A 21533-nucleotide genomic window follows, 5' to 3' on the forward strand; every position below is an offset into this window, starting at 1 on the left:
TTTATATTGTTTTCAAAGCTGAAATAAGCAAATCTATATCTTCCTTAGTATTATAATGGCTGAATGAAATACGCAAACTAGGTTTCATTAAATCTTCACTGGAAAGCATTTCTGCTAATACATGTGACGGTTTTATACTCCCGGATTGGCAAGCACTTCCTCTGGAAACCGCAATTCCTTTCATGTCTAAATGGAATAAAATCATCGCAGTTTTTGCTGCAGCAAAAGGCAGTAAGATATTGAGGACGGTGTGAAATCCATCGATACTTCCATTAATTTCAAATGCTGGGAATTCAATTTCAAGTTGGGCAATTAAATACATTCGTACTTCAGAAATGTGTTTTTGATCTGTTTCTAAATTGGTGTATGACAGTTCCAACGCTTTTGCCATTCCCGCAATTTGATGCAAAGCTTCAGTTCCGGCACGCAATCCTTTCTCTTGTTCGCCACCAAAAAATAGTGGTTGCAAACCTGAATTTTTTCGAATAAATGCAAAACCAACGCCTTTAGGTCCATGAAATTTATGGGCACTAGCCACGATAAAATCAATCGGTAATTTTTGTAAATCAATTTCTGTTTTCCCAATAGACTGTACCGTATCCGAATGAAATAAGGCACTGTGCTCTTCACAAATACGGCTTATTCGTTCTAAATCTAAAACAGTTCCAGTTTCGTTATTCACGTGCATCAAGCTGACTAATGTTTTCTTATCCTGTGACAGTAATTCTACTAAATCCGTAACATCAATTGCACCATTTGGTTTTATTGCTACATAATCAATCTGAATGCCGAACTCTTTTTCTAAAACTAAAGCCGTGTACAAAACCGCATGATGCTCTATTTTACTAGTAATAATTCGTTTAACTTTCAAGTCTTTAACGGCGGACCGAAGGATCCAGTTATTGGCTTCGGTACCACAGGAGGTAAAAATAATTTCCTGCGCAGTAGCATTCAAGTTTTTGGCAATTGATTTTCTGGAAAGTTCCAAAATATTTTTTGCTGAACGTCCTAGGCTATGTGTTGAGGATGGATTTCCATAATCCTCTATGAGTATTTTGGTCATTTCCTGTATTACTTCGGGACGAAGAGCGGTTGTAGAAGCATTATCGAGATATACTTTTTTCATTTTTTTTAATAGTATAAAAATTATTGTAAAATTTGTATTTCTTATGGTGCCAGTTTTAATTTTCGGGCAAAAAGTAGTTTTTCATTAAAAACAACAATTGAAACCAAAATCAAAAAATAAGAAAACAATTGAAGAGAACTCACCTGCTCATTATAATAAAATATAGCTAGCAAGAAATTAATAATTGGATTAATATAAATCATAATTCCCACCGAAGAGGAATTAATTCCCTTGAGTGCATAAAGATTTAAAAACAAAGGAATTATAGTAAAAAAAATTACAATTAGAAACATACAGCCATAAAACAATGGTTCTACAGGAACTGCACCGCTGTATTTTGGGTAAAAAGGCAGCAGAACAAGCGCCGTAAATATCAATTGAATTGTGAGACTTAGGAATTTATCTAAATCAGTATTCTTACGCTGGCTCACTAAATAAAGTGCATAAGTAGCGGCCGTAATAAGACTGTAAAATATATCCTGAAAATGATTAAAGGACAGTAAAACACAACTAAAGACGCTAATTGCAACGGCAATTCTTTGCCATTTACTTAGTGTTTCTTTCAACATAAAAAAGGCAAAAACGGTAGTAACAATTGGACAGATCAAATACGCTAGCGATGCCGCATTGACACTTACATGATTCATCACGTAAATGTATACAAACCAGTTTGAAGATAGAAAAACACCTCCGCCAAGGGTCAGCAAAATAACACTTTTTTGTTGTTTAGGAGGTATAGTTTTAAAATGATTCCAGTTTTGTTGCAGTACCGCTCTACGAAAAATAAGATTAATCAAAACCATCGTAATGGCACTAAAAAAAACGCGGTAAAACAAAATATCCAGCGAAGGATAATTATGTAATGGTTTTAGCGCAAAACTAAAAAAACCCCAGACAAAAAAAGCTAAAAACGCAGCCAAATAGTATTTGTTAACTCTCATCTTTTTGATATAATTCCGGTAAAGATACTGATTTCAATTGGCTTTAAATTCTCGCAAATGACCCTTTTTATAAATACTAAATTATCCTTTTTATCAGTTGACCTTTACATACAAAAGCACAATATCTTGTTAAATAATCTATTTTTAAATGGTTATACATTTGGAACAAATTAAAAATTCTATTTTTGTTCCAAATTATAAAAAATGAAAAGAATTATTGGCCTGTTGGTTTTTGTATTACTCCTCTGCGGATGTGATGATGGAGATTTAATTCAAGAGACTATAAATTTTGAAGATGTAACAACACAAAATTGTAGTACTAACGAGATTATTTATAAGCTTAGAGATAGCGAAGCTCTAATTCTTGAGATAAAAAACGTTACTTTCCCCGTAGAAACAACTACCCAAGAATTAGAAATCAGTACTACAAACCGAGTGTATTATCGTTTTTATAACGGAGAAGTAACCAGTGCAACAATATGCGAAACAATTCCTCCTGCAACACCTACAGTTACTAATCAATGGATTGCTACTAGTGGAACAATTGTAATAACAACAACAGCTGTAAAACCGCTAAATCCAGATGATAATAGTACTAAAATTACGGGCTATAATCATAATATAACTTTCAAAAATATAACTTTTGATACAGGAAAAGGAACTCAGGTATATGAGACATTCCCTTTTGGCGACTATCAAATAGCAGCAACACCATTGCCGTTTAGTTTTAATAAAACGCTGGAACAATGCGCCACCTCTAAACAATTATATGATTACAATAGTAGTGAGGCCTTAATTCTAGATGTTGATTCTAATTTGATCGTGAATGCCGTGACACCACTAAACGAGCCAAGAGTCGGACTAATAAGCGACACAAAAAATAAACTGACCTACCGTTTATTTTCTGGCTTAGTTACGGGAGATTATTTTTGTAACGATACTTTTCCTACCTCTCCGGCTTTTAGTGAAGAGTGGATTGCAGTGACAGGAATAGCAAATACCAGTGGTATCGTAGAGGTAACAACTACAACAAATGGATCCGGTTTTAGACATACTGTAGTACTCAAAAAAGTAAAAATGAAAAAAGGAAACAGCGATTTTATTTTAGGAGATGCTTATCTTTTTGGAGATTTATTAACTACTAATTAGCATCCGAAATACCTATAATTCGGAACAAAAAAACGGTGTTTAAAACTAAAAAAAAGGTTTTGCTTTAAGTGAATTTCAATTGTGAAATTCACTTAAAGCAAAACCTTTTTTTTGCGCATTTGAAAATATAAAAAGGAACTTACATAGCACTTTGTTTAATGAAAACTTCTGTTGCGCCTTGACCGTATTTTTGATAATTACCTTCCTGAAAAGCAATATTGTCATACCGACCCAATAAGAAATCTAATTCCGCTTTTAAAATTCCTTCACCAACACCGTGTATAAAAACGATCTTGGGAATGCGATTTTTAATTGCAAATTCAATGTGCCGTTTTGCTGTTTCAGTCTGTAGCGTCAGTATATCATAATTTGACATTCCGCGTTTATTAAGTACCAATTTTTCAATGTGTAAATCAAATTCCGGAGCTGGAATTTCGTGTTTAGATTTTCTCTCTTTTACAAAACTGCGCGCTTTTGGAATCTCTTTCTCTTTTGCAACTTCACTTACATTTATTCTTCTGATAGAATCCATTAAATTACTGGAATCGTTTATCTTAAGTAATTCATTGACAAAAAATGTCATCGTAAAACCATCCTCTGTTTCTATCGTAACCTGCTGGTCTTTGACGGATAACACTATACCGTTCATCGCTTCATCCAGCACGGAAACCTTATCTCCTTTATTAAACATTTTCCTCTTCTTTTTCTTGATTCTTACTTGGAGTTTTAGCACTCAACTGCATCATTCCAATCATAAAAACTACAATTGCAACAACCATGATGTACACGTTTTTTTCGGCACTCACCTGCTCGTATAAAGCTAAAGTAATCGCGACAATCATTATGGGAATTATAAATTTTTTCATCTTTTAAAATATCAGATTCCAAAAGTACTGAATTTTAAATTATCTATTTACTCTTGAAAAATTTTCTTAATTTTACGGCTTCTCTAAAAATTATAAAACTTTGGATTTAGAAAAATACATGCTCCCTTGTTTTAGCAAAACACTCTTTGGAATAGAGTGTTTGGGCTGTGGTTTTCAGCGTGGATTTTTATTGCTTTTGCAAGGTGATTTTGGAGGTGCTTTTGAGATGTATCCTGCGATTTTTACAACCTTACTATTTCTTGTGATTTTGGGTTTTAATGTAATCGACAAAAACAGGAATTATAAAAAAATGATTATTAGCTCTGCTGTCATAAATGGTATTTTTATGATTGTCGGGTATTATTTTAAACACTAGTAAAGAGTTCTTTTTTATTGCTTTTTCAGAACCATATTAATTATTTGATTCGAGTCAAAATATCATTCATCATTTCGATTTGTACTTTCTGAATTTCGATTAATTCTTCTTGTTGATGCATAATCAAATGATCCATTTTTTCATGAAGCATTCTGATTTCAAGTTCAGATTTTAAATTAATCATATAATCTTTTTTGGCTCTTTCCCGGTCTTTTTCTTCCAGACGGTTTTGGCTCATCATAATTATTGGCGCTTGAAGTGCAGCCAAACAGGACAAAATTAAATTCAACAAAATAAATGGATATGGATCAAAACCTTTATTCAGCAGAATATAAATATTAACCAAAATCCAAAACAAAATAAATACTCCGAAGAAAATAATAAATTTCCAGCTTCCGCCAAAAGTAGCTACTTTGTCTGCCACTTTTTGACCTACGGTTCGAATACCAATTTCATCCTCTACTGTGCTCACTAGTGATTTATCTTCGTTCAAGGAACCAATAACCTTAGCTTCCAGATTGGAGAGCTCCCCTATTTCGACTAATAAATAATTCGAAATGTATTTTTCCCGATACATATTAAGTTCGCTTATTGCTAAACATTTACCGGCATCAAAATCAGGGTAATCATTTTGGATAAGTGCTAATATTGGGTTTCGTATCGTTTTAGCAGCTACTTTATCCACAAGAGGAAATTCCTTTTTGGAAATATCACTTATAAATGTCGCATTACTTTTCATAGCTAGTTATTTATTGGTTAATTTTTTAACTGTCGCATCAAGACTACTGACTGACTCCAGCACATTGCAAACAAAAACGCTTTAATCTTCCTAAAAAGTTAACAACTGCAATCATCACTTTGTTTAAGACTCATCTGCTTAGCAAAAGTACCCAATAAACAAGATAGCTTTATCTACTAAAAACAAATAATCCAAAATTGTTCAATATCTTTGTCATTCGTTTTAAAAACCATAAAAATGCCATTGAACTACAAAAACATTTCTTTTTGCTATTGTTGTCGTTGTTTTTAACATACGCTTTTTAAAAATAGTTTTTACAAACGAATACTCATCAAATTTAGTCAATACTCGGATTATTACAACTCAAACACAACACACCCAACAGCATGAAATCTCAAACAATATTAGATTTAATAGGCAATACACCTTTAGTTGAATCTACCCATTTAATACAAAATAAAAAAGTAAAACTTTTACTGAAGCTCGAAGGAAATAATCCCGGCGGAAGCCTGAAGGATCGTGCGGCGTACAACATGATTAAATCAGCATTAGAAAGAGGAGACATCAAAAAAGGAGATAAGTTAATTGAGGCAACCAGCGGCAATACCGGAATTGCATTGGCAATGATTGCGCAATTGTTCAATATCGAAATCGAATTGATTCTACCGGAAGATTCCACCATTGAGCGCACGCTAACCATGCGTGCTTATGGCGCCACGGTCATTTTGACTCCTGCAGCAACTGGAATAATTGGTTCTAGAGACTACGCTGATAAAAAGGTAGCCGGAGGCGGTTATATCATGCTCAATCAGTTTGCAAATGATGACAACTGGAAAGCACATTACAAAACTACGGGTCCGGAAATATGGAATGATACGGAAGGAGCGGTAACGCATTTCGTTGCAGCAATGGGAACAACCGGGACAATTATGGGAACATCAACCTATTTGAAAGAGCAGAATCCAGAAATTCAAATCGTTGGCGCACAACCCAGCGAAGGCTCGCAGATTCCGGGAATCCGAAAATGGCCTCAGGAATATTTACCTAAAATTTTTGATGCTTCAAAAGTAGATACCATCATTGAAGTTTCAGAACAGGAAGCGCGTGCCATGACCAAACGTTTAGCTCTCGAAGAAGGCATTTTTGCAGGAATGAGCAGTGGTGGCTCTGTAGCTGCTGCAATAAAAATAGCAAATACACTGGAATCCGGGGTGATTGTCGCTATTATTTGTGACCGAGGCGATCGGTACTTGTCTTCTGATTTGTTTGATTAAATGATGAAAAACACCTCTATTTAGTTACGCTTTGAATAAAATAATAACCGTTATTTCATTTTATCGACGCAAGTTCATTTTTTTTAAATTTGATTACAAATGAAAAATATTCAATTAGTTTATACCCTATTAATTTTATTAATTGTTATGGCACAACAAGCGCAGGCGCAGGACTGGCCTAATTTAAACAAATACCAAGATCAGAATGTTGCGCTGAAACCGACGGCAGCAGGACAACAAAGAATTGTCTTTATGGGCGACTCTATAACAGAGTTCTGGAGCACAACCGATTCTGACTATTTTACAGGAAAAGCATACGTTAACCGTGGCATCAGCGGTCAAACAACGCCGCAAATGCTCATCCGTTTCAGAGCTGATGTAATTGCACTACAGCCAGCGGTGGTTATTCTTTTAGCAGGAATAAATGATATTGCCGGGAATACGGGTCCTACAACGTTGAATATGATTGAAAACAATATTATCTCTATGGTTGAATTGGCGCAGGCTAATCAGATCAAAGTGATACTCTGTTCTGTTCTACCTGCTTTTGACTTCCCCTGGAAACCCAATCAAAATCCTGCTGAAAAAGTGGTAGCCCTAAATGAAATGATAAAAAATTATGCTGACGCCAATGGCATTCTATATCTAGATTACTTTTCGGCTATGAATGATGAGCGCAACGGCTTGAAAGCCGCTTATTCCGGTGACGGAGTGCATCCTAATAAATTGGGCTATCAGGTAATGGCGCCGCTTGCTGAAAAGGCTATAGCGGAAGTTTTATCAGTCAAAAGTTTAGATACAAAGGAGTAAACAAAGATTAATACTTTTATGCACAAAAAAAAGCTCGATTTATTAAAAAATCGAGCTTTTTTTGATCTTTATATGATTTTAAACTAGGGTAGCTGCAGTTGAAATTGCTGCATTCAACACCTTGGAAATAGGACAATTTTTTTCCGCTTTTGTAACTAATTGTTGAAACGTGTCCTCTGAAATTGCTTTTACTTTTGCAGCAACAGTTAAATGTGACGAAACAATTGACCCATCTACTAATTCAATATCGCACTTGGTTTCGATACTTTCTATTTCAAAACCTTCTTCCGTAATAAAGGCTGAAAGTTGCATTGCAAAACAACCTGCATGCGCAGCTGCGATCAGCTCTTCAGGATTTGTTCCTACTCCATCTTCAAAACGGGACTTGAATGAATATTGTGTGTCTTTTAGTGTTGTACTTTGTGTGGTCAGTTTTCCGGCTCCTTCTTTGACTGAACCATTCCAGACTGCGGTTGCATTTCTTTTCATAATTATAAATTTTCTATTTTCTCAAATTTAGTTCTTTTTTAAAAAAATAGTCCTGTACGTACTCTTTTTTAACTAAAATTTAAATTTAAAGCCAAAAAAATTAACAGAAATAGGTTGAAAATTATTTAAAATTAATACTATTTAATTTTAATAATATCAGTAAATTCTTTATGTTTGCTTTTTAATAAAAGTATACTTTACTTACAAAAAACCAATAAAAAAAACTAACCAACCATCAAATGAAATTAACCAAAATTATTTTTTTACTGTCGATTCCTTTCTTATTAAATAGTTGTGCTTCAAGATACAAATCAATACAACCTACAACGCTGAATTATATTTCTAATAATACTCTTAATGGAGTTACGCTAGAATACAAATATGATTTATTGGATAAGAAATACGCAAAGAAAGAGACTAAAAAAGGGATTCGACTAGTGGCTGTCAAAGTAAAAAACAACACCGAAAAAGATTTGGTTTTTGGAAAAGACATTAGATTAAATTTTGAAAACGGAAATGAATTGTATCTGTTGGAGAATGAAAGAACATTCAAATCTTTAAAACAAAGCCCAACCTCCTATTTATTTTATTTATTACTATCTCCAATTCAATTTTTTACTACAAAAACCAATTCATACGGAATGACGGAGCAAACCAGCTCGACTCCAATAGGACTGATTATTGGACCCGGACTAGCCTTAGGGCATATGATTGTTGCTAGTAATGCCAATAAAAAATTCAAAACCGAGCTGAACGATTACAACATTAATGGCAAGATGATAAAAAAAGGAGAAACTGCTTTTGGACTTATTAGTTTCCAGTCAGACAATTATGATGCTATTAAAATTAAAGTCGAATAAAATTTCCCATAAAACAACAATAATAACCAATCTTATCCTGACAATGAAAAAATTATCTATTCTCGTTTTAGTATTTTTAGCTTTTAGTTGTAGTCCAAAAATCACTTCTAATTTTGAATCTTCACAAAAGCCCTTAACAATTGAAGACCAAGTAGCCTTTCTTGATGTTCAGCATACAATTCCTGCCGGTGCCAAAAAAATAGGAAATGCCAGATATCAGGACAGTGGTTTTACAACGGATTGCGATTTTAATTCGCACCTGATAAAAGCACGAAAATTAGCCCGTGAAAAAGGAGCCAATATTGTAAAAGTAACCGAAAAGAAAACTCCGGATTTATGGAGTATGTGTTACCGTATCAAAGTAGATTTCTATTATTATGATGGTGATGTATCCACAATTCCGCAATATAAATTACAACTTAATTAATTATATTCTTCAAATGAAAAAAACAATTCTTATTTCTACATTATCCCTAGCACTTCTAATGAGTAGTTGTGCTACAATTGTTTCCGGTTCTAAACAAAAAGTAAATTTTAGAAGTAATCCTGCGGCTGCCTCCATTTTTATTGATGAAATCGAAGTAGGAAAAACGCCTTTTGAAATCAAACTGGAACGAAAAAAAGAACATCATGTGATGATCAAATTAGAAGGATATCAAACTTATGAAACTAACTTGACTAAAAAATTTAATGCTTGGTACATTGGAAATATTTTATTTGGTGGCTTGATTGGTATCATTGTAGATCCTATCACAGGTGCAATTTATAACTTGACTCCAAAAGAAATAAATGCTGAAATGAATAAAGGAACTGCCTTTAAAGTAAATAAAAGTGAAGTGTACATCGCTGTCGCTTTAAACATAGATCCAAACTGGAAAAAAGTAGGGCAATTAGAAAAAATGAACTAATGCAATTTTGCTAGTTTTCATTAGAATCAAGGGCTGAGAGTGTCGTTAGTAATCAAAAACCTTTCGGCTCTTGGTTTGTATATTGTTTTATATTCCAATATTATAAATAAAGAGCTGTACTACTATTCAAATAAAGAATAACAGTACAGCCTTTTTTATTTATTAGAGAAGATAATTTATAAGTTTCACGGATTAAAATAGCTGCTTTCAGACACAAGAGATGGCAAAAACACAAAAATACAGTGCGGAAAACTATTCTCAGTATTATTAATGAAAGACAATCGAAAAGGTTGATCCTTTTCTAGCTCCTTCACTTTTAGCAGAAATTTCACCTTCATGTCGTTCTATTATTTTTTTACACAAATACAATCCAATCCCTGTAGAAGGCTCATTTGAAGTTCCTAGCGCACTCATTTTGGTGAATTTTTTAAACAATTCAGTACTCTGTGATTGATTAAAACCAATGCCTGTATCCGTTACATCTAAACAAATTTTGGTGCCATCAAGATAAACACGCACATTAATTTCACTATTGGGATAGGAGAATTTTATCGCGTTATCGATTAAGTTTACTAAAACTCGAATCAACAAATCTTCTTCAATTTTCAAAAGTGCCTCCTGAATCTCAAAGGATAAAATTAATTTAATGTTTTTCAAAACCAGTAACTGATCCAGTTGCTTTGCCACTATGGAAAAAAGAGGTGAAAATTGAATAATCGCTTCTTCAGTACTTCTTTTTATAATTTGGTCTTGTTCTTTTAATAATTTGATGAAATTTTCAATGTAGTGAAATTGTTGCCCACTGGACTGATCGATTAACGACGCTAGTTCTTTTACATAATCCGAAGAATCTTCTTCTAAAATAAGCATTGCCGCAGATTTTGAATTTGCAACAAAATTTCTTAGATCGTGAGAAAGTAAATAAACTAAATCTTGTTTTTCAGTGATGAAATTTTCATTATCAGCAATTGATTCTTGGATATTACTCATTAATAATCCGGCCTCATCTGAAAAATTAGTTGGCAAAAAAGGTATTGTTCTATCGTTTCTGTAATCATCTAATGCCTTTGAAGCGACTTCGATTGGTTTAATGAGTTTTTTTAAAAAAAATAATGTAGCTGCACTAGCTACTAAAGTAATAATTAATGCAAAAATTAAAATAGAATGCGCAGAAATTGTTTTACTTCCATAAAGTACAAAAAATAACAATCCAATTAATGGAATGTGAATCCCTATAAATGCAACAAACAAGAATTTGAAAGCATAACTATTTTTAAGAAAACCAATGCGGGACAATTTTTTATATAACTGCATAAATGTATTCTTTTTTAACGTGTAAATGTAAGTGTAAAAGTGACAGAATGCTACAATAATAAATAATATATTTGAAGCACAGAAAGGAATATTCTAAGGATAATTTTAAAATAGAAAACAGAACAAAATGATTTTTTTTGTTTAAAATCGCATACCCCCACCGGGTTTACTTTCTTCGTGTGTCAATAAGGTGAATAATTCGCCACTGTTTTTCTTTTTTGAAAAGGGTAAACGCATTCACTCCTTTATGGCTTAATTTATCGTTTATATAGAACTCGTAAGGCGTCCAGACATGCGCCATAACGCCATCTACCTGAATTGAGTAACTGAGGATTTTTTCCTGAAATTTTAAATCCGCTGGAATAGAAGCAATTGCTTTATAAAATGCCTCTGGCTTTTCATGAGAAAGTAGCGTGCCTTTTTCATTCTCAGTAATAGATTGCATGATCATTGTATCGTCACAAAGCAGATGCAATTGGAGCGAATCTCTGGCATGAAAAGCTTGAAAAAAAGTTTCAATTACGCTTTGTACTTCTTGATTTTGAGCTTGGGAATATACCGAGGAGAACAATAAAGTCAGTACTAAAATTTTTCGCATGATTACTTTTTTAATTAATTTGTATCCAAAACAATATTAGTGTTACATTTTTAACCTAAAATTATACATTTTAGTACCTTTACATTCTCAAAAAAAGGAAATATGTCTGTCGCAAAAAAAGATTACAAAAGGATTACTACAAAGTCATTGATTGAAATGAAGGCCAATGGAGAAAAAATTTCGATGCTTACCGCATACGATTACACCATGGCAAAAATTGTTGATACGGCAGGAGTTGATGTTATATTAGTGGGGGACTCTGCTTCAAATGTTATGGCTGGCCATGAAACCACATTACCGATTACTCTGGACCAAATGATTTATCATGCCTCCTCTGTGGTAAGAGCCATAGAAAGAGCTTTGGTGGTGGTGGATTTACCCTTTGGAAGTTACCAATCCGACCCGAAAGAAGCCTTGAGATCTGCTATCCGAATCATGAAAGAAAGCGGTGGTCATGCCGTAAAACTGGAAGGTGGTAAAGAAATTAAAGACTCTATAAAGAAAATACTAAACGCCGGAATTCCAGTTATGGGACATTTAGGTTTAACACCACAATCTATTTATAAATTTGGAACCTATACCGTTCGTGCCAAAGAAGAGGAAGAAGCACATAAATTAATAGAAGATGCTAAATTACTGGAAAGATTAGGTTGTTTTGCCTTAGTTTTAGAAAAAATTCCCGCTCATTTAGCCGAAAAAGTGGCACAAAGTATTTCGATTCCAGTTATTGGTATTGGTGCCGGTGGTGGCGTTGACGGACAAGTTTTAGTGATTCATGATATGCTGGGAATGAACAACGAATTTAGTCCACGTTTCTTAAGAAGGTACATGAATTTATATGACGGAATGACAACGGCCATTGGTCAATATGTTGCAGATGTAAAATCAAGTGATTTCCCTAATGCGAATGAACAATATTAAGCCCACTAACCCCCTAAAGGGGAATTGAAAAATGAAAATAATTTCCAATAAAACTAATCTGCAAATCCTTCACGAAGACAATCATCTTATTGTAATTAACAAGCGCGTAGGAGATATTGTTCAAGGGGACAAAACGGGCGATAAACCGTTATCAGATGTAGTTAAAGAATACATCAAAGACAAATACAATAAACCTGGGGAAGTTTTCCTGGGTGTGGTGCACCGTTTAGACCGGCCAACAACTGGAATAGTCGTATTTGCACGAACCAGCAAAGCACTAACTCGGATGAATGAATTATTCAGCAACCGTGAAACTCAAAAAACATATTGGGCTATTGTCAAAAACAAACCATTCAAAGCTAGCGATAAACTCGTTCATTTTTTAAAAAGAAACGAAAAAAATAATAGTTCAAAAGCACACGAAAAAGAAGTTCCAGAAAGTAAATTAGCCAGTTTAGAGTATACAATTATCAAAGAACTCAACAACTACTATGCCCTTGAGGTCAACCTTCATACGGGAAGGCACCACCAAATCAGGGCACAACTTTCAGCCATTGGATCTCCCATAAAGGGGGATTTAAAATATGGTTTTGACCGAAGCAATCCGGATGGAGGCATCCATTTGCATGCTCGAAAATTAGTATTCATTCATCCTGTTTCAAAAGAAAATATAGAAATAATTGCGCCTGCTCCAAATGATGTAATCTGGAACGCTATTTAACATTAAAATCATAATTTTAACTTCTACAGACAATAAATTTACCAAAACAATTTTTATGAAAAAACTACTTATTATTACTTGTTTCATCTCTTTTTTAAATATATCCGCTCAGGACCATTTTTCAGGAATCAACATGTCTAGTAGAGTCGGAATACTCAATGCCGGCATAAATCCTGCAGAACTATCTAATTTAAGTTCAAAATATGAAGTAAATATTTTTGCGGCGAGCGTAAATGCTTCCAATAATAAAATAGGATTTAGTGATATTATTAATGGCGAAAACCTGGAAAACTTGTTATTTACAGGAAATACTCCTGTAAACATGCGCGTAGATGCTGAAATCTATGGCCCTGGTTTTGCTATGAGAATGAACAAATGGGCTTTTGGTTTTACTACAAAAGCTGCTGCAAAATTAAATTTAATTGATATTGACCCGCAACTTGGTGCGGCAATCAATACTGGAAATCTTATTGGTTCTTCATCGATAAGTAATGATTACAACCAACGTTTAAATGGGACAAGCTGGGGAGAATTAGGATTCTCAGCAGCCAGAAACGTATTCGAAAATGAAAACCACAAATTTAATGCAGGTGCTACCCTAAAATTATTATTTCCTGGATCATACACAAACTTAGGCCTGGATCAATTTCAGGGAACCATAAATACTTTTGGTGCCGAAGCGTTTTTAAATAATACTCAGGCTACAATGAACATTGCCTATTCCGGAAACTTCAAAGATGGTTTTACTGATTTTAATAATTATTCTGAATCCGTTTTTGGAAAACTAAACGGAGTTGCAGCTGATTTTGGGGTAAACTACCAATGGAAAGACAAAGACAGTTATAAAATAAATGCAGGTTTAGCTGTGCGAAATATTGGAACAATGACCTTCAAAGATGATGCAAATTCCTCAGCTAATTATGCTTTAAACATACAGTCTACTTTTTCCAATCCAAATGGGTTGGCATTAAGTCAATTTCAAAACACCAACAATTTACAGGAAGTAGAAGCCATTTTATTAAACGAGGGATACTTAACCAAAACTGCATCCAGCAAAAACTTCAAAGTTACCTTACCTACGGTTTTCTCCGCTTATGCAGATATAAAAGTAATTCCTAAATTTTTCGTTGCGCTGTACACACAACAAAAACTAAACAATGACACCAGCGATAATCAAGTGACAACTCAAAATGTAACCTCGATTACGCCCCGATTTTCTTTAAAAAATTATGAAATATATTCCTCATGGTCGGAAAACGAAATTTCTGGAATTACAGGCGGTATCGGGTTTAGAGTGTATGGCTTTTATATGGGATCCAGTTCTATCGTGACTGCTTTGGCCAGCGACAGCAAACAAGCTGATTTTTATGTAGGCTACCGACTTGGGTTAAAATAATAAATCTGTACCTATGAAAAATGAAAATAGTGTAGACTACCGAAAAGAATCTTTAAAAAAACTATTGCATACCATCATAAAACAGGAGCAAGCAATTATTAAAGCGCTCTACGATGATTTTAAAAAACCCGCTTTTGAAGCCGTTTTAACAGAAACAAATTACGTCATTAGTGATTTGAAAGAAACTATCAAAAACATTGATTCTTGGGCTAAACCAAAAAAAGTTTTCGCTTCTTTTTTGAATTTTCCTTCCTCAGATTATATATATAGTGAGCCTTACGGAAATGTTTTGATTCTTTCTCCATGGAATTATCCATTTCAACTGGCTTTATGCCCATTGGTAGCTGCTGTTGCTGCCGGGAATAAAGTAACATTGAAGCCCTCTGAGCTCACTCCCAATACATCCAATATAATAGCGAAAATCATAAGTGAAACTTTCCCTGTAAAAGATGTCGTCGTCATTACCGGAGACGCGACTGTTGCCCAGGAATTATTAAAAAAACGATGGGATTATATTTTTTTTACAGGAAGTGTTGCAGTTGGTAGAATTGTAGCAAAAGCAGCAGCCGAAAACTTAACTCCAGTTACCCTGGAATTAGGTGGAAAAAGTCCTTGCATTGTTGATGAAACTGCAAATTTAGAACTTAGTGCCCGTCGTATTGTCTGGGGAAAAATCATAAATGCCGGACAAACGTGTGTTGCACCTGATTATATATTGGTGCACCATAAAATGAAAGCGACTTTCGTTACTTTCCTAATTCTGGAAATTGAAAAGGCACTAGGTACAAATCCAGAGGAATCTCCTGATTACGCCCGAATTATTAATTTAAAAAACTGGCAGCGGCAATTGCACCTATTGGAAAATCAAAAAATACTTTTTGGAGGACAATATAATAAAGATACATTATTCCTTGCTCCTACGCTATTGGACGAGCCAAAAATGGATAGTCCGGTAATGTCTGAAGAAATTTTTGGCCCCATACTGCCTATACTTTCATACCAATCAGAAGCGGATATTGAAAAAATAGTTTTAAGTTTCGAAAAACCATTAGCATTGTATTTATTCTCTCAAAACAAATCTTTTATTGCGGAAATTTTACAAAAATATTCTTTTGGAGGTGGTTGCATCAATGACACTGTAAGCCATTTAGTTAATAATCGCCTACCCTTTGGAGGCGTAGGAACTTCAGGAATGGGAGCCTATCACGGAAAATTGAGTTTTGACACGTTCTCGCACAAAAAAGCAATCGTAAAAAGAGGAACCTGGCTGGATTTATCCCTACGATATGCACCATACAAAGACAAATTAAAAACCATTCAAAAAATGTTAAAATGGTTGTAACCAATGAAAAAACCGTTAGTGCATCCATAAAATACCGACGATCAGTTCGGGTTTTTAAAAATGAAGCTATTGATGTGCAAAAAGTGAAAGAGTGTATTTACTTAGCCACACTTGCTCCTACAAGCAGTAATATGCAGCTTTGGGAATTTTATCATATTGTTTCACCGGAAATAATTAAAGAAATAGCAGCTGCCAGTTTTGATCAGAATGCGGCAAAAACTGCACAGCAAATGGTGGTGGTCTTGGCCAGAAAAGATTTATGGCAAAAAAGAGCCGCGTCTAATATTGCTTTCTTAAAAGCACAATATGGCAACAAACCTGAAGCGGAATATTCAAAAAGAGAAAAACTTGCTTTAAACTACTATCAAAAAATCGTCCCATCACTGTATTTTGATATTGCAGGAATTATTGGAATGATGAAATTTCTTATTTTTCAATTCATTGGGTTATTCAGACCCATCTATAGACAAGCGAGACAAAGCGACATGCGCATTGTAGCGCATAAAAGTGCTGGACTTGCAGCACAAAATTTCATGATTAGTATGGCTGCCATAAACTATGATACGTGTCCAATGGAAGGTTTTGATTCGCTGAGAATAAAAAAAATATTACATTTACCAGCATCTTGCGAAATAAACATGATACTCGGTTGCGGTATCAGAGACGAAAAAGGGATATACGGTGAACGTTTCAGAGTACCTTTTGAAGATGTTTATTTTGCGAAATAATTGACTAATTAACCCATTAAAACGACAAAAAAATGTTAAAAACTACACAAAACCGAATAAACGAAATAGAAAAAAATGGATATCCTTTAGATTTTGGAATCATTTTTAACCACGCTTTTGAAAATTATAAAAAAATTGCAATTTACGGTGGCTTAATTATTTTTGTGTTTTTTGTATCGCTCATTATTTTTGTTTCGGTGCTTCTGGTTTCCTTTTTTGACTCAGCCATGATACTTGAAAAAATGAAACCTGAGAATTTACAGCCTGAAAATTTAAGCTTGAACTATATTTTAATTATATCCGGTATATCGGTTTTATTGTCAAGTTTGTTTAGTCCTATAAGTGCAGGTTTGATAAAAATGGCATATTGTGCCGAAAGAGATGAAGAATTTCATGTGTCAACCATGTTTGAATATTACAAATTGACATATTTCAAAGAACTCTTCAGTGCCACTTTACTAATATCAATTTTCAGCACCTTAATTTCGTCATTAATTGATTATGCACAAATACCGCTCCTGGGGTTTATTATCTCAGTAACCATAATATTATTCACGATACTTACTATTCCGCTTATCATCTTTGGAAATTTAACTGCAATTGAAGCAATACAATCAAGCGTGAGGATTGTTGCGAAACAGCCATTAATTTTGCTGGGATTATTGGTTGTAGGTGCCATTTCTACTCTAGTGGGCCTCATAGGATGCTGTATTGGTATTGTTTTCACAGTTCCATTTATGTATTCCTTGTATTATGCGATTTATAGTGAAATTATTGGTTTTGAAACTACATCAGAAACCGAAATAATGTCCTAAACAATACCGTTTTTTTTTAAGGCGAAAATAGAATTATACTCTAGTTTTGGCTTTTAATAAAAAATAATACTATATTTATTTTTTTAAAGAAAAAAGTCAAAACTACTCTTTAAACCTAAATAACTATTTCTATTGTGTTATACTATAGCTTATTAAACGCCACTAACTCAGCGGTTACTTTCTTTAGAATTTTTAATACATTTTTCATCGATAATTTTTTGTGGATCGTAACCCCTATTTTACTTTTTTTACTTTTTTATAATATTTTCAAAGCTAAAACTATTTTAAGCAGTTCATTTATAAAAAACTATAATATTGAGGAGAATAAAAACTTAGAATACCAACGCTATCTTTTATACTTCGGACTATTAATACCTGTTCTTGAAATTATATTTGAAGTTTTCAAAGTAAGACCTAAGAGTTTATTAGTTCCCAATCTTACTGTAGGTGCTATTTTTCTAATTGTTCATTTTCTTAGTAAAAAATCAGTCTTTGTGTTCCGAAACCTGCGCGAAATTTTCATTATTCTCTTTGTAATTTGTTTTAGTCACATCTCGAGAAATTTGATTCTTTCCCCTTCAGATGTTATTCCAATTGTTGCTTTTGTAGTTACGCTCTTTTTTTCTTACTCTATTCTTAAACCTATAAAACGATATTGGATTTTTCTTGTGGCTGTTTGTGCATTTTTATATATGTTATATATTTTTGAGATAACTCCTTTAGAATCAACTATTATTTTATCAAATTCTTTTTTAATAGTTGTTATAATTAACTACATACGCCACACCTCTTTATTGAAAATTTCAAACAAATTACGTTTTACAAATGAAATTGTCAATAAAGGAAACTCGCTTATTCTTGCTACAAATAAAAAAGGAGAAATTGTTTTTTGCAGTGAAAATGTCAAGACTATTTTAGGTTATTCAGTCAATGAAGTTATGGGAATGGGATACTGGAAGGTTACTGAAGACAAAGAGTTTTATGGAGAAGATTATCATGTTAATTTTAAAGATGATCGGTTATTTACGCGAAAAGTCAAATGTAAAAATGGCGAATTCAAACACATTCAGTGGAAAGACAAGAAATTTTCTAACAATTTGATTATTGGTATTGGTCAAGATGTTACTTCAGAAATTCACATTCAAAATCAATATAAAAATTTAATTCAAAATGCTATAGATTTAATTTTTGAAGTTGATCATCGGGGTAATTTTATATTTGTTAATGAATTTATCATCAAGTCTTTGGGGTATCAGGAAAATGAAATACTAACAAAAAATTATTCTGCATTCATACAAAAAGATTATGAAGAACAAATAATCGCGTTTTACGAGAATTTAATAGAAAATGAGCCTCATTTTCCAGCGATTGAATTCCCATTGTTAAAAAAGAATGGTGAGGAATTATGGGTTTCTCAAAAAGTAACAATTCGCCGAAATGAGTCGGGCAAAATAATAGGATACTCTTGCATAGCAAGGGACATTACTAAATTAAAAAATATTGAACTCGAACACAAAATACGACAGGAAAAAGTTGAAGAATACAACAAGATAATTAAGCAATTGTCAACTACGAACTTTAGTAACGATCGAAATCTAGAGCTTAGCATTAGCCAAATAATTGAATTGGCAGCAAAGGTTTCTAAATGCAATCGAGTAGGTTATTGGAAATATACGGAAACCATTATTACATGTGAAAATCAATATGATTTAGAAACAAATTTGTTCAGCAAAGGTACCGTTCTTGAAAAAGAAAAATTCCCTATTTATTTTGAAAGTTTAAAAAGTAGAAAACAAATTTGTGCACCTGACGTATTCAATAAATATGGATTATCAGAATTCACAGCAAATTATTTTTTAGAATATGATATAAAGTCAATGCTGGACATTCCCTTTTATATCAACGGAGCACTCATTGGTGTTCTATGCCTTGAATCAACAAAACTAAAGATAAATTGGGACAATGACGATATTAATTTTGCCAGAGCTATTGCAGATATCCTATCGTTGACCATGATTTCCCACAGTCGTTATGAAACTGAAAAGAAATTAGAATATAAGAGTGAACTTTTGTCCGCCATGGCACTTTGTACCGAGAAATTTTTAAACAGTATTGAGATCAACGATATTTTCTCTGATGTTCTAATTATTATGGGAAAAGCGTCAAAATCAGATAGAGCTTATTATTACCAAAATGATGAAAAGCAAAATTCCATAAGTCAAAAATACAGGTGGTTTGTGCATGACACAAAATTAACTAAAAATAATCCGCAGCTTCAAAATCTACCTCACGAATATTTAGAGGAACTAATAACCCCACTTTTAGATAATAAAATATACAAAGCAATCATTCCGGCAATTGAAAATCCATCTTTAAAAAACAAGTTAATTAACATAGGTGTAGTCTCAATAATACTTTTCCCCATTTTTATAAAAAACAAATTTCATGGTTTTTTAGGATTTGATGATACTGAAAAGGAACGATGCTGGACAGAAGACGAAATTAATATTTTACAAACTTTAGCCCGAAATATTGCAGCTTCTATCGAAAGAATAACAAATGAAACGGCAATAAATGAAAGTGAAGAAAAGTTCAGATTATTGGCCAATAATATTCCAGGAACCGTATATCTATCAAATTATGATGAAAATAATACCAAAATATACATAAACGATAAAATTGAAAAACTTACAGGATATTCTAAATCTGAATTTTTCAACACCCAATTATCGTTTATCGATTTAATACATCCGCCGGACAAAGAACAAACAATTTTTGCACAACAAAATGCTATAAAAAACGGCACAGCGATCCATTTAATCTACCGAATCATTCACAAAAACGGCACTTTAGTGTGGATTGAAGAATTTGGTGATGTGATCTACAAAGAAGGTAAAATTGCCTTTATAGAAGGTATTTTTATCGATATTACAGAAAGAAAAACAAATGAAAGTGTCATAAAAGATAAAGAATTTGCTGAAGCAGCTAATAAAGCCAAATCAGAATTTCTAGCTAATATGAGCCATGAAATACGAACACCTTTGAACGGAATTATCGGATTTACAGATTTATTGATCAAAACACAACTTGACTCAACCCAAGAAAAGTATATTAATACAGTCAAACAATCTGCTTATTCGTTGTTAGATATAGTAAATGATATTCTTGATTTTTCGAAGATTGAAGCCGGAAAACTAGACTTACATATTGAAAAGTATAATGTAAAAGAAGTTCTAGATCAAATTATCGATTTAATATTGTTTGAGTCCAACCAAAAAAGGCTTCGTCTAGATTTGAATATTTCAAAGGAAATTCCTCGTTTTTTTTGGATTGACATTGTTCGATTAAGACAAATTTTAATTAACCTATTGTCAAATGCAGTCAAATTTACCGAAAAAGGAGCGATCACGTTAGAGGTTACAGTTATCGAGAAAAGAGATGATTATAATGCTACAATTCGATTTGCAGTTACTGATACTGGAATTGGAATATTAGAAAAAAACAAACATAAAATTTTTCAAGCTTTTTCGCAAGAAGACAGCTCTACAACTAGAAAATACGGAGGAACAGGATTGGGCCTGACCATTTCCAATCAGTTATTAGGAATCATGAAGAGCTCTTTGCTACTAGAAAGCGCCATTGAATTAGGTAGTACTTTTTATTTTGATTTAGATTTAAAAACCAGTGATGAAACTACGGAAATCAGTATTGATCCAAAAATAGCTATAGAAAAGACAACACCGAGTACAACCGTAAAAAAGACTAACAAAATAAGCATCATGATTGTTGAGGACAATAAAGTAAATATGTTATTACTCAAAACTATTATCAAAAATTTAATTCTAAATCCAACCATTTTCGAGCTAGTAAATGGTAAAGAAGCGATTGAAAAATTTGAAATACTACAGCCTGATCTTATTTTCATGGATATTCAAATGCCAGAAATGAACGGATACCAAGCAACAGCAAAAATCAGAAGCCTGAGCTCTGGCAAAAATATCCCTATAATTGCAATAACTGCCGGCACCGAAAAAGAAGAAAAAGAAAAATGTCTTGCTGCAGGAATGAATGATTATATTTCGAAACCCATCATAAAAGGAACTATTGAAGAAATAATTTCTAAATGGATTCAGTAGTCAATTATTTATTATTTTAATTTA

22 protein-coding genes are annotated in these 21533 nt (G+C 33.2%); 14 read left to right on the forward strand and 8 right to left on the reverse strand.

The window, feature by feature from the left end:
- Position 1: 1 nt before the first annotated feature.
- Together ACEN2F_RS02265 and ACEN2F_RS02270 are read right to left on the reverse strand one after the other, a co-directional pair.
- Entirely contained in the window at positions 2–1126 is a 1125-nt protein-coding gene (locus tag ACEN2F_RS02265; RefSeq protein WP_441735497.1) for a cysteine desulfurase family protein, read from the reverse strand.
- 41 nt (positions 1127–1167) lie between these two features.
- Positions 1168–2067: an EamA family transporter gene (locus tag ACEN2F_RS02270; protein ID WP_441735500.1), complete on the reverse strand. Its 900-nt coding sequence runs from the start codon at positions 2065–2067 to the stop codon at positions 1168–1170.
- A 204-nt stretch (positions 2068–2271) separates the two neighbouring features.
- Between ACEN2F_RS02270 and ACEN2F_RS02275 the strand changes: the two genes are divergently transcribed.
- On the forward strand, positions 2272–3216 hold the full coding sequence (locus ACEN2F_RS02275; protein WP_441735503.1) for a hypothetical protein: 945 nt from the start codon (positions 2272–2274) through the stop codon (positions 3214–3216).
- 139 nt (positions 3217–3355) lie between these two features.
- On the opposite strand, the gene ACEN2F_RS02280 is transcribed toward ACEN2F_RS02275, so the two are convergent.
- A complete protein-coding gene (locus ACEN2F_RS02280; protein WP_441735506.1) occupies positions 3356–3907 on the reverse strand; it encodes a Smr/MutS family protein in 552 nt (183 codons plus the stop codon).
- The gene (locus tag ACEN2F_RS02285) at positions 3900–4082 is read right to left on the reverse strand and encodes a hypothetical protein (RefSeq protein ID WP_441735508.1); all 183 of its coding nucleotides are present in this window, start codon (positions 4080–4082) and stop codon (positions 3900–3902) included. The genes ACEN2F_RS02280 and ACEN2F_RS02285 overlap by 8 nt, the downstream gene beginning before the upstream one ends.
- 100 nt (positions 4083–4182) lie before the next feature.
- Here ACEN2F_RS02285 and ACEN2F_RS02290 point away from each other — a divergent pair, with 100 nt between their 5' ends.
- Positions 4183–4458 carry a DUF2752 domain-containing protein gene (locus ACEN2F_RS02290; RefSeq protein ID WP_441735511.1) on the forward strand — a complete coding sequence of 92 codons (276 nt, stop codon included), beginning with the start codon at positions 4183–4185 and terminating at the stop codon, positions 4456–4458.
- A gap of 40 nt (positions 4459–4498) precedes the next feature.
- On the opposite strand, the gene ACEN2F_RS02295 is transcribed toward ACEN2F_RS02290, so the two are convergent.
- Entirely contained in the window at positions 4499–5197 is a 699-nt protein-coding gene (locus ACEN2F_RS02295) for a DUF1003 domain-containing protein (RefSeq protein ID WP_441735514.1), read from the reverse strand.
- 386 nt (positions 5198–5583) lie between these two features.
- Here ACEN2F_RS02295 and cysM point away from each other — a divergent pair, with 386 nt between their 5' ends.
- On the forward strand, positions 5584–6471 hold the full coding sequence (cysM, locus tag ACEN2F_RS02300; RefSeq protein ID WP_441735517.1) for a cysteine synthase CysM: 888 nt from the start codon (positions 5584–5586) through the stop codon (positions 6469–6471).
- A 99-nt stretch (positions 6472–6570) separates the two neighbouring features.
- Positions 6571–7281 carry an SGNH/GDSL hydrolase family protein gene (locus ACEN2F_RS02305; RefSeq protein ID WP_441735520.1) on the forward strand — a complete coding sequence of 237 codons (711 nt, stop codon included), beginning with the start codon at positions 6571–6573 and terminating at the stop codon, positions 7279–7281.
- A 78-nt stretch (positions 7282–7359) separates the two neighbouring features.
- Here the strand turns inward: ACEN2F_RS02305 and ACEN2F_RS02310 are convergent, their stop codons facing one another.
- Positions 7360–7770 (reverse strand): OsmC family peroxiredoxin, encoded by a 411-nt coding sequence (locus tag ACEN2F_RS02310; protein ID WP_441735523.1) that lies wholly within the window; start codon positions 7768–7770, stop codon positions 7360–7362.
- Positions 7771–8009: 239 nt separating this feature from the next.
- On the opposite strand from ACEN2F_RS02310, the gene ACEN2F_RS02315 reads away from it, so the two are divergent.
- From ACEN2F_RS02315 to ACEN2F_RS02325, 3 genes are read left to right on the forward strand one after another with little or no spacing between them, the layout of a single operon-like run.
- Positions 8010–8630 (forward strand): hypothetical protein, encoded by a 621-nt coding sequence (locus ACEN2F_RS02315; protein ID WP_441735526.1) that lies wholly within the window; start codon positions 8010–8012, stop codon positions 8628–8630.
- Between the two features lie 43 nt (positions 8631–8673).
- Positions 8674–9057: a hypothetical protein gene (locus ACEN2F_RS02320; RefSeq protein ID WP_441735529.1), complete on the forward strand. Its 384-nt coding sequence runs from the start codon at positions 8674–8676 to the stop codon at positions 9055–9057.
- 13 nt (positions 9058–9070) lie between these two features.
- Entirely contained in the window at positions 9071–9538 is a 468-nt protein-coding gene (locus tag ACEN2F_RS02325; protein WP_441735532.1) for a PEGA domain-containing protein, read from the forward strand.
- 267 nt (positions 9539–9805) lie between these two features.
- Here ACEN2F_RS02325 and ACEN2F_RS02330 read toward each other — a convergent pair whose 3' ends face one another.
- Positions 9806–10852, reverse strand: a complete 1047-nt coding sequence (locus ACEN2F_RS02330) for a sensor histidine kinase (RefSeq protein ID WP_441735535.1) — start codon at positions 10850–10852, stop codon at positions 9806–9808.
- A gap of 166 nt (positions 10853–11018) precedes the next feature.
- Positions 11019–11450 (reverse strand): nuclear transport factor 2 family protein, encoded by a 432-nt coding sequence (locus ACEN2F_RS02335; RefSeq protein WP_441735538.1) that lies wholly within the window; start codon positions 11448–11450, stop codon positions 11019–11021.
- Between the two features lie 102 nt (positions 11451–11552).
- Here ACEN2F_RS02335 and panB point away from each other — a divergent pair, with 102 nt between their 5' ends.
- From panB to ACEN2F_RS02370, 7 genes are all read left to right on the forward strand, one after another.
- A complete protein-coding gene (gene panB / locus ACEN2F_RS02340; protein WP_126454705.1) occupies positions 11553–12371 on the forward strand; it encodes a 3-methyl-2-oxobutanoate hydroxymethyltransferase in 819 nt (272 codons plus the stop codon).
- Between the two features lie 31 nt (positions 12372–12402).
- Entirely contained in the window at positions 12403–13092 is a 690-nt protein-coding gene (locus ACEN2F_RS02345; RefSeq protein ID WP_441735541.1) for an RluA family pseudouridine synthase, read from the forward strand.
- Between the two features lie 55 nt (positions 13093–13147).
- Entirely contained in the window at positions 13148–14488 is a 1341-nt protein-coding gene (locus ACEN2F_RS02350) for a hypothetical protein (RefSeq protein WP_441735544.1), read from the forward strand.
- Between the two features lie 13 nt (positions 14489–14501).
- Positions 14502–15830: an aldehyde dehydrogenase gene (locus ACEN2F_RS02355; RefSeq protein WP_441735547.1), complete on the forward strand. Its 1329-nt coding sequence runs from the start codon at positions 14502–14504 to the stop codon at positions 15828–15830.
- A complete protein-coding gene (locus ACEN2F_RS02360; RefSeq protein ID WP_441735550.1) occupies positions 15821–16558 on the forward strand; it encodes a nitroreductase family protein in 738 nt (245 codons plus the stop codon). Before ACEN2F_RS02355 ends, ACEN2F_RS02360 begins: the two co-directional genes overlap by 10 nt.
- A gap of 32 nt (positions 16559–16590) precedes the next feature.
- Positions 16591–17373 carry a hypothetical protein gene (locus ACEN2F_RS02365; protein ID WP_441735552.1) on the forward strand — a complete coding sequence of 261 codons (783 nt, stop codon included), beginning with the start codon at positions 16591–16593 and terminating at the stop codon, positions 17371–17373.
- A gap of 794 nt (positions 17374–18167) precedes the next feature.
- The gene (locus tag ACEN2F_RS02370; RefSeq protein ID WP_441735554.1) at positions 18168–21509 is read left to right on the forward strand and encodes a PAS domain S-box protein; all 3342 of its coding nucleotides are present in this window, start codon (positions 18168–18170) and stop codon (positions 21507–21509) included.
- Positions 21510–21533: the final 24 nt, after the last annotated feature.

Origin of the sequence: Flavobacterium sp. W20_MBD1_R3 (genome assembly GCF_052119725.1) — a bacterium.
GTDB lineage: Bacteria > Bacteroidota > Bacteroidia > Flavobacteriales > Flavobacteriaceae > Flavobacterium.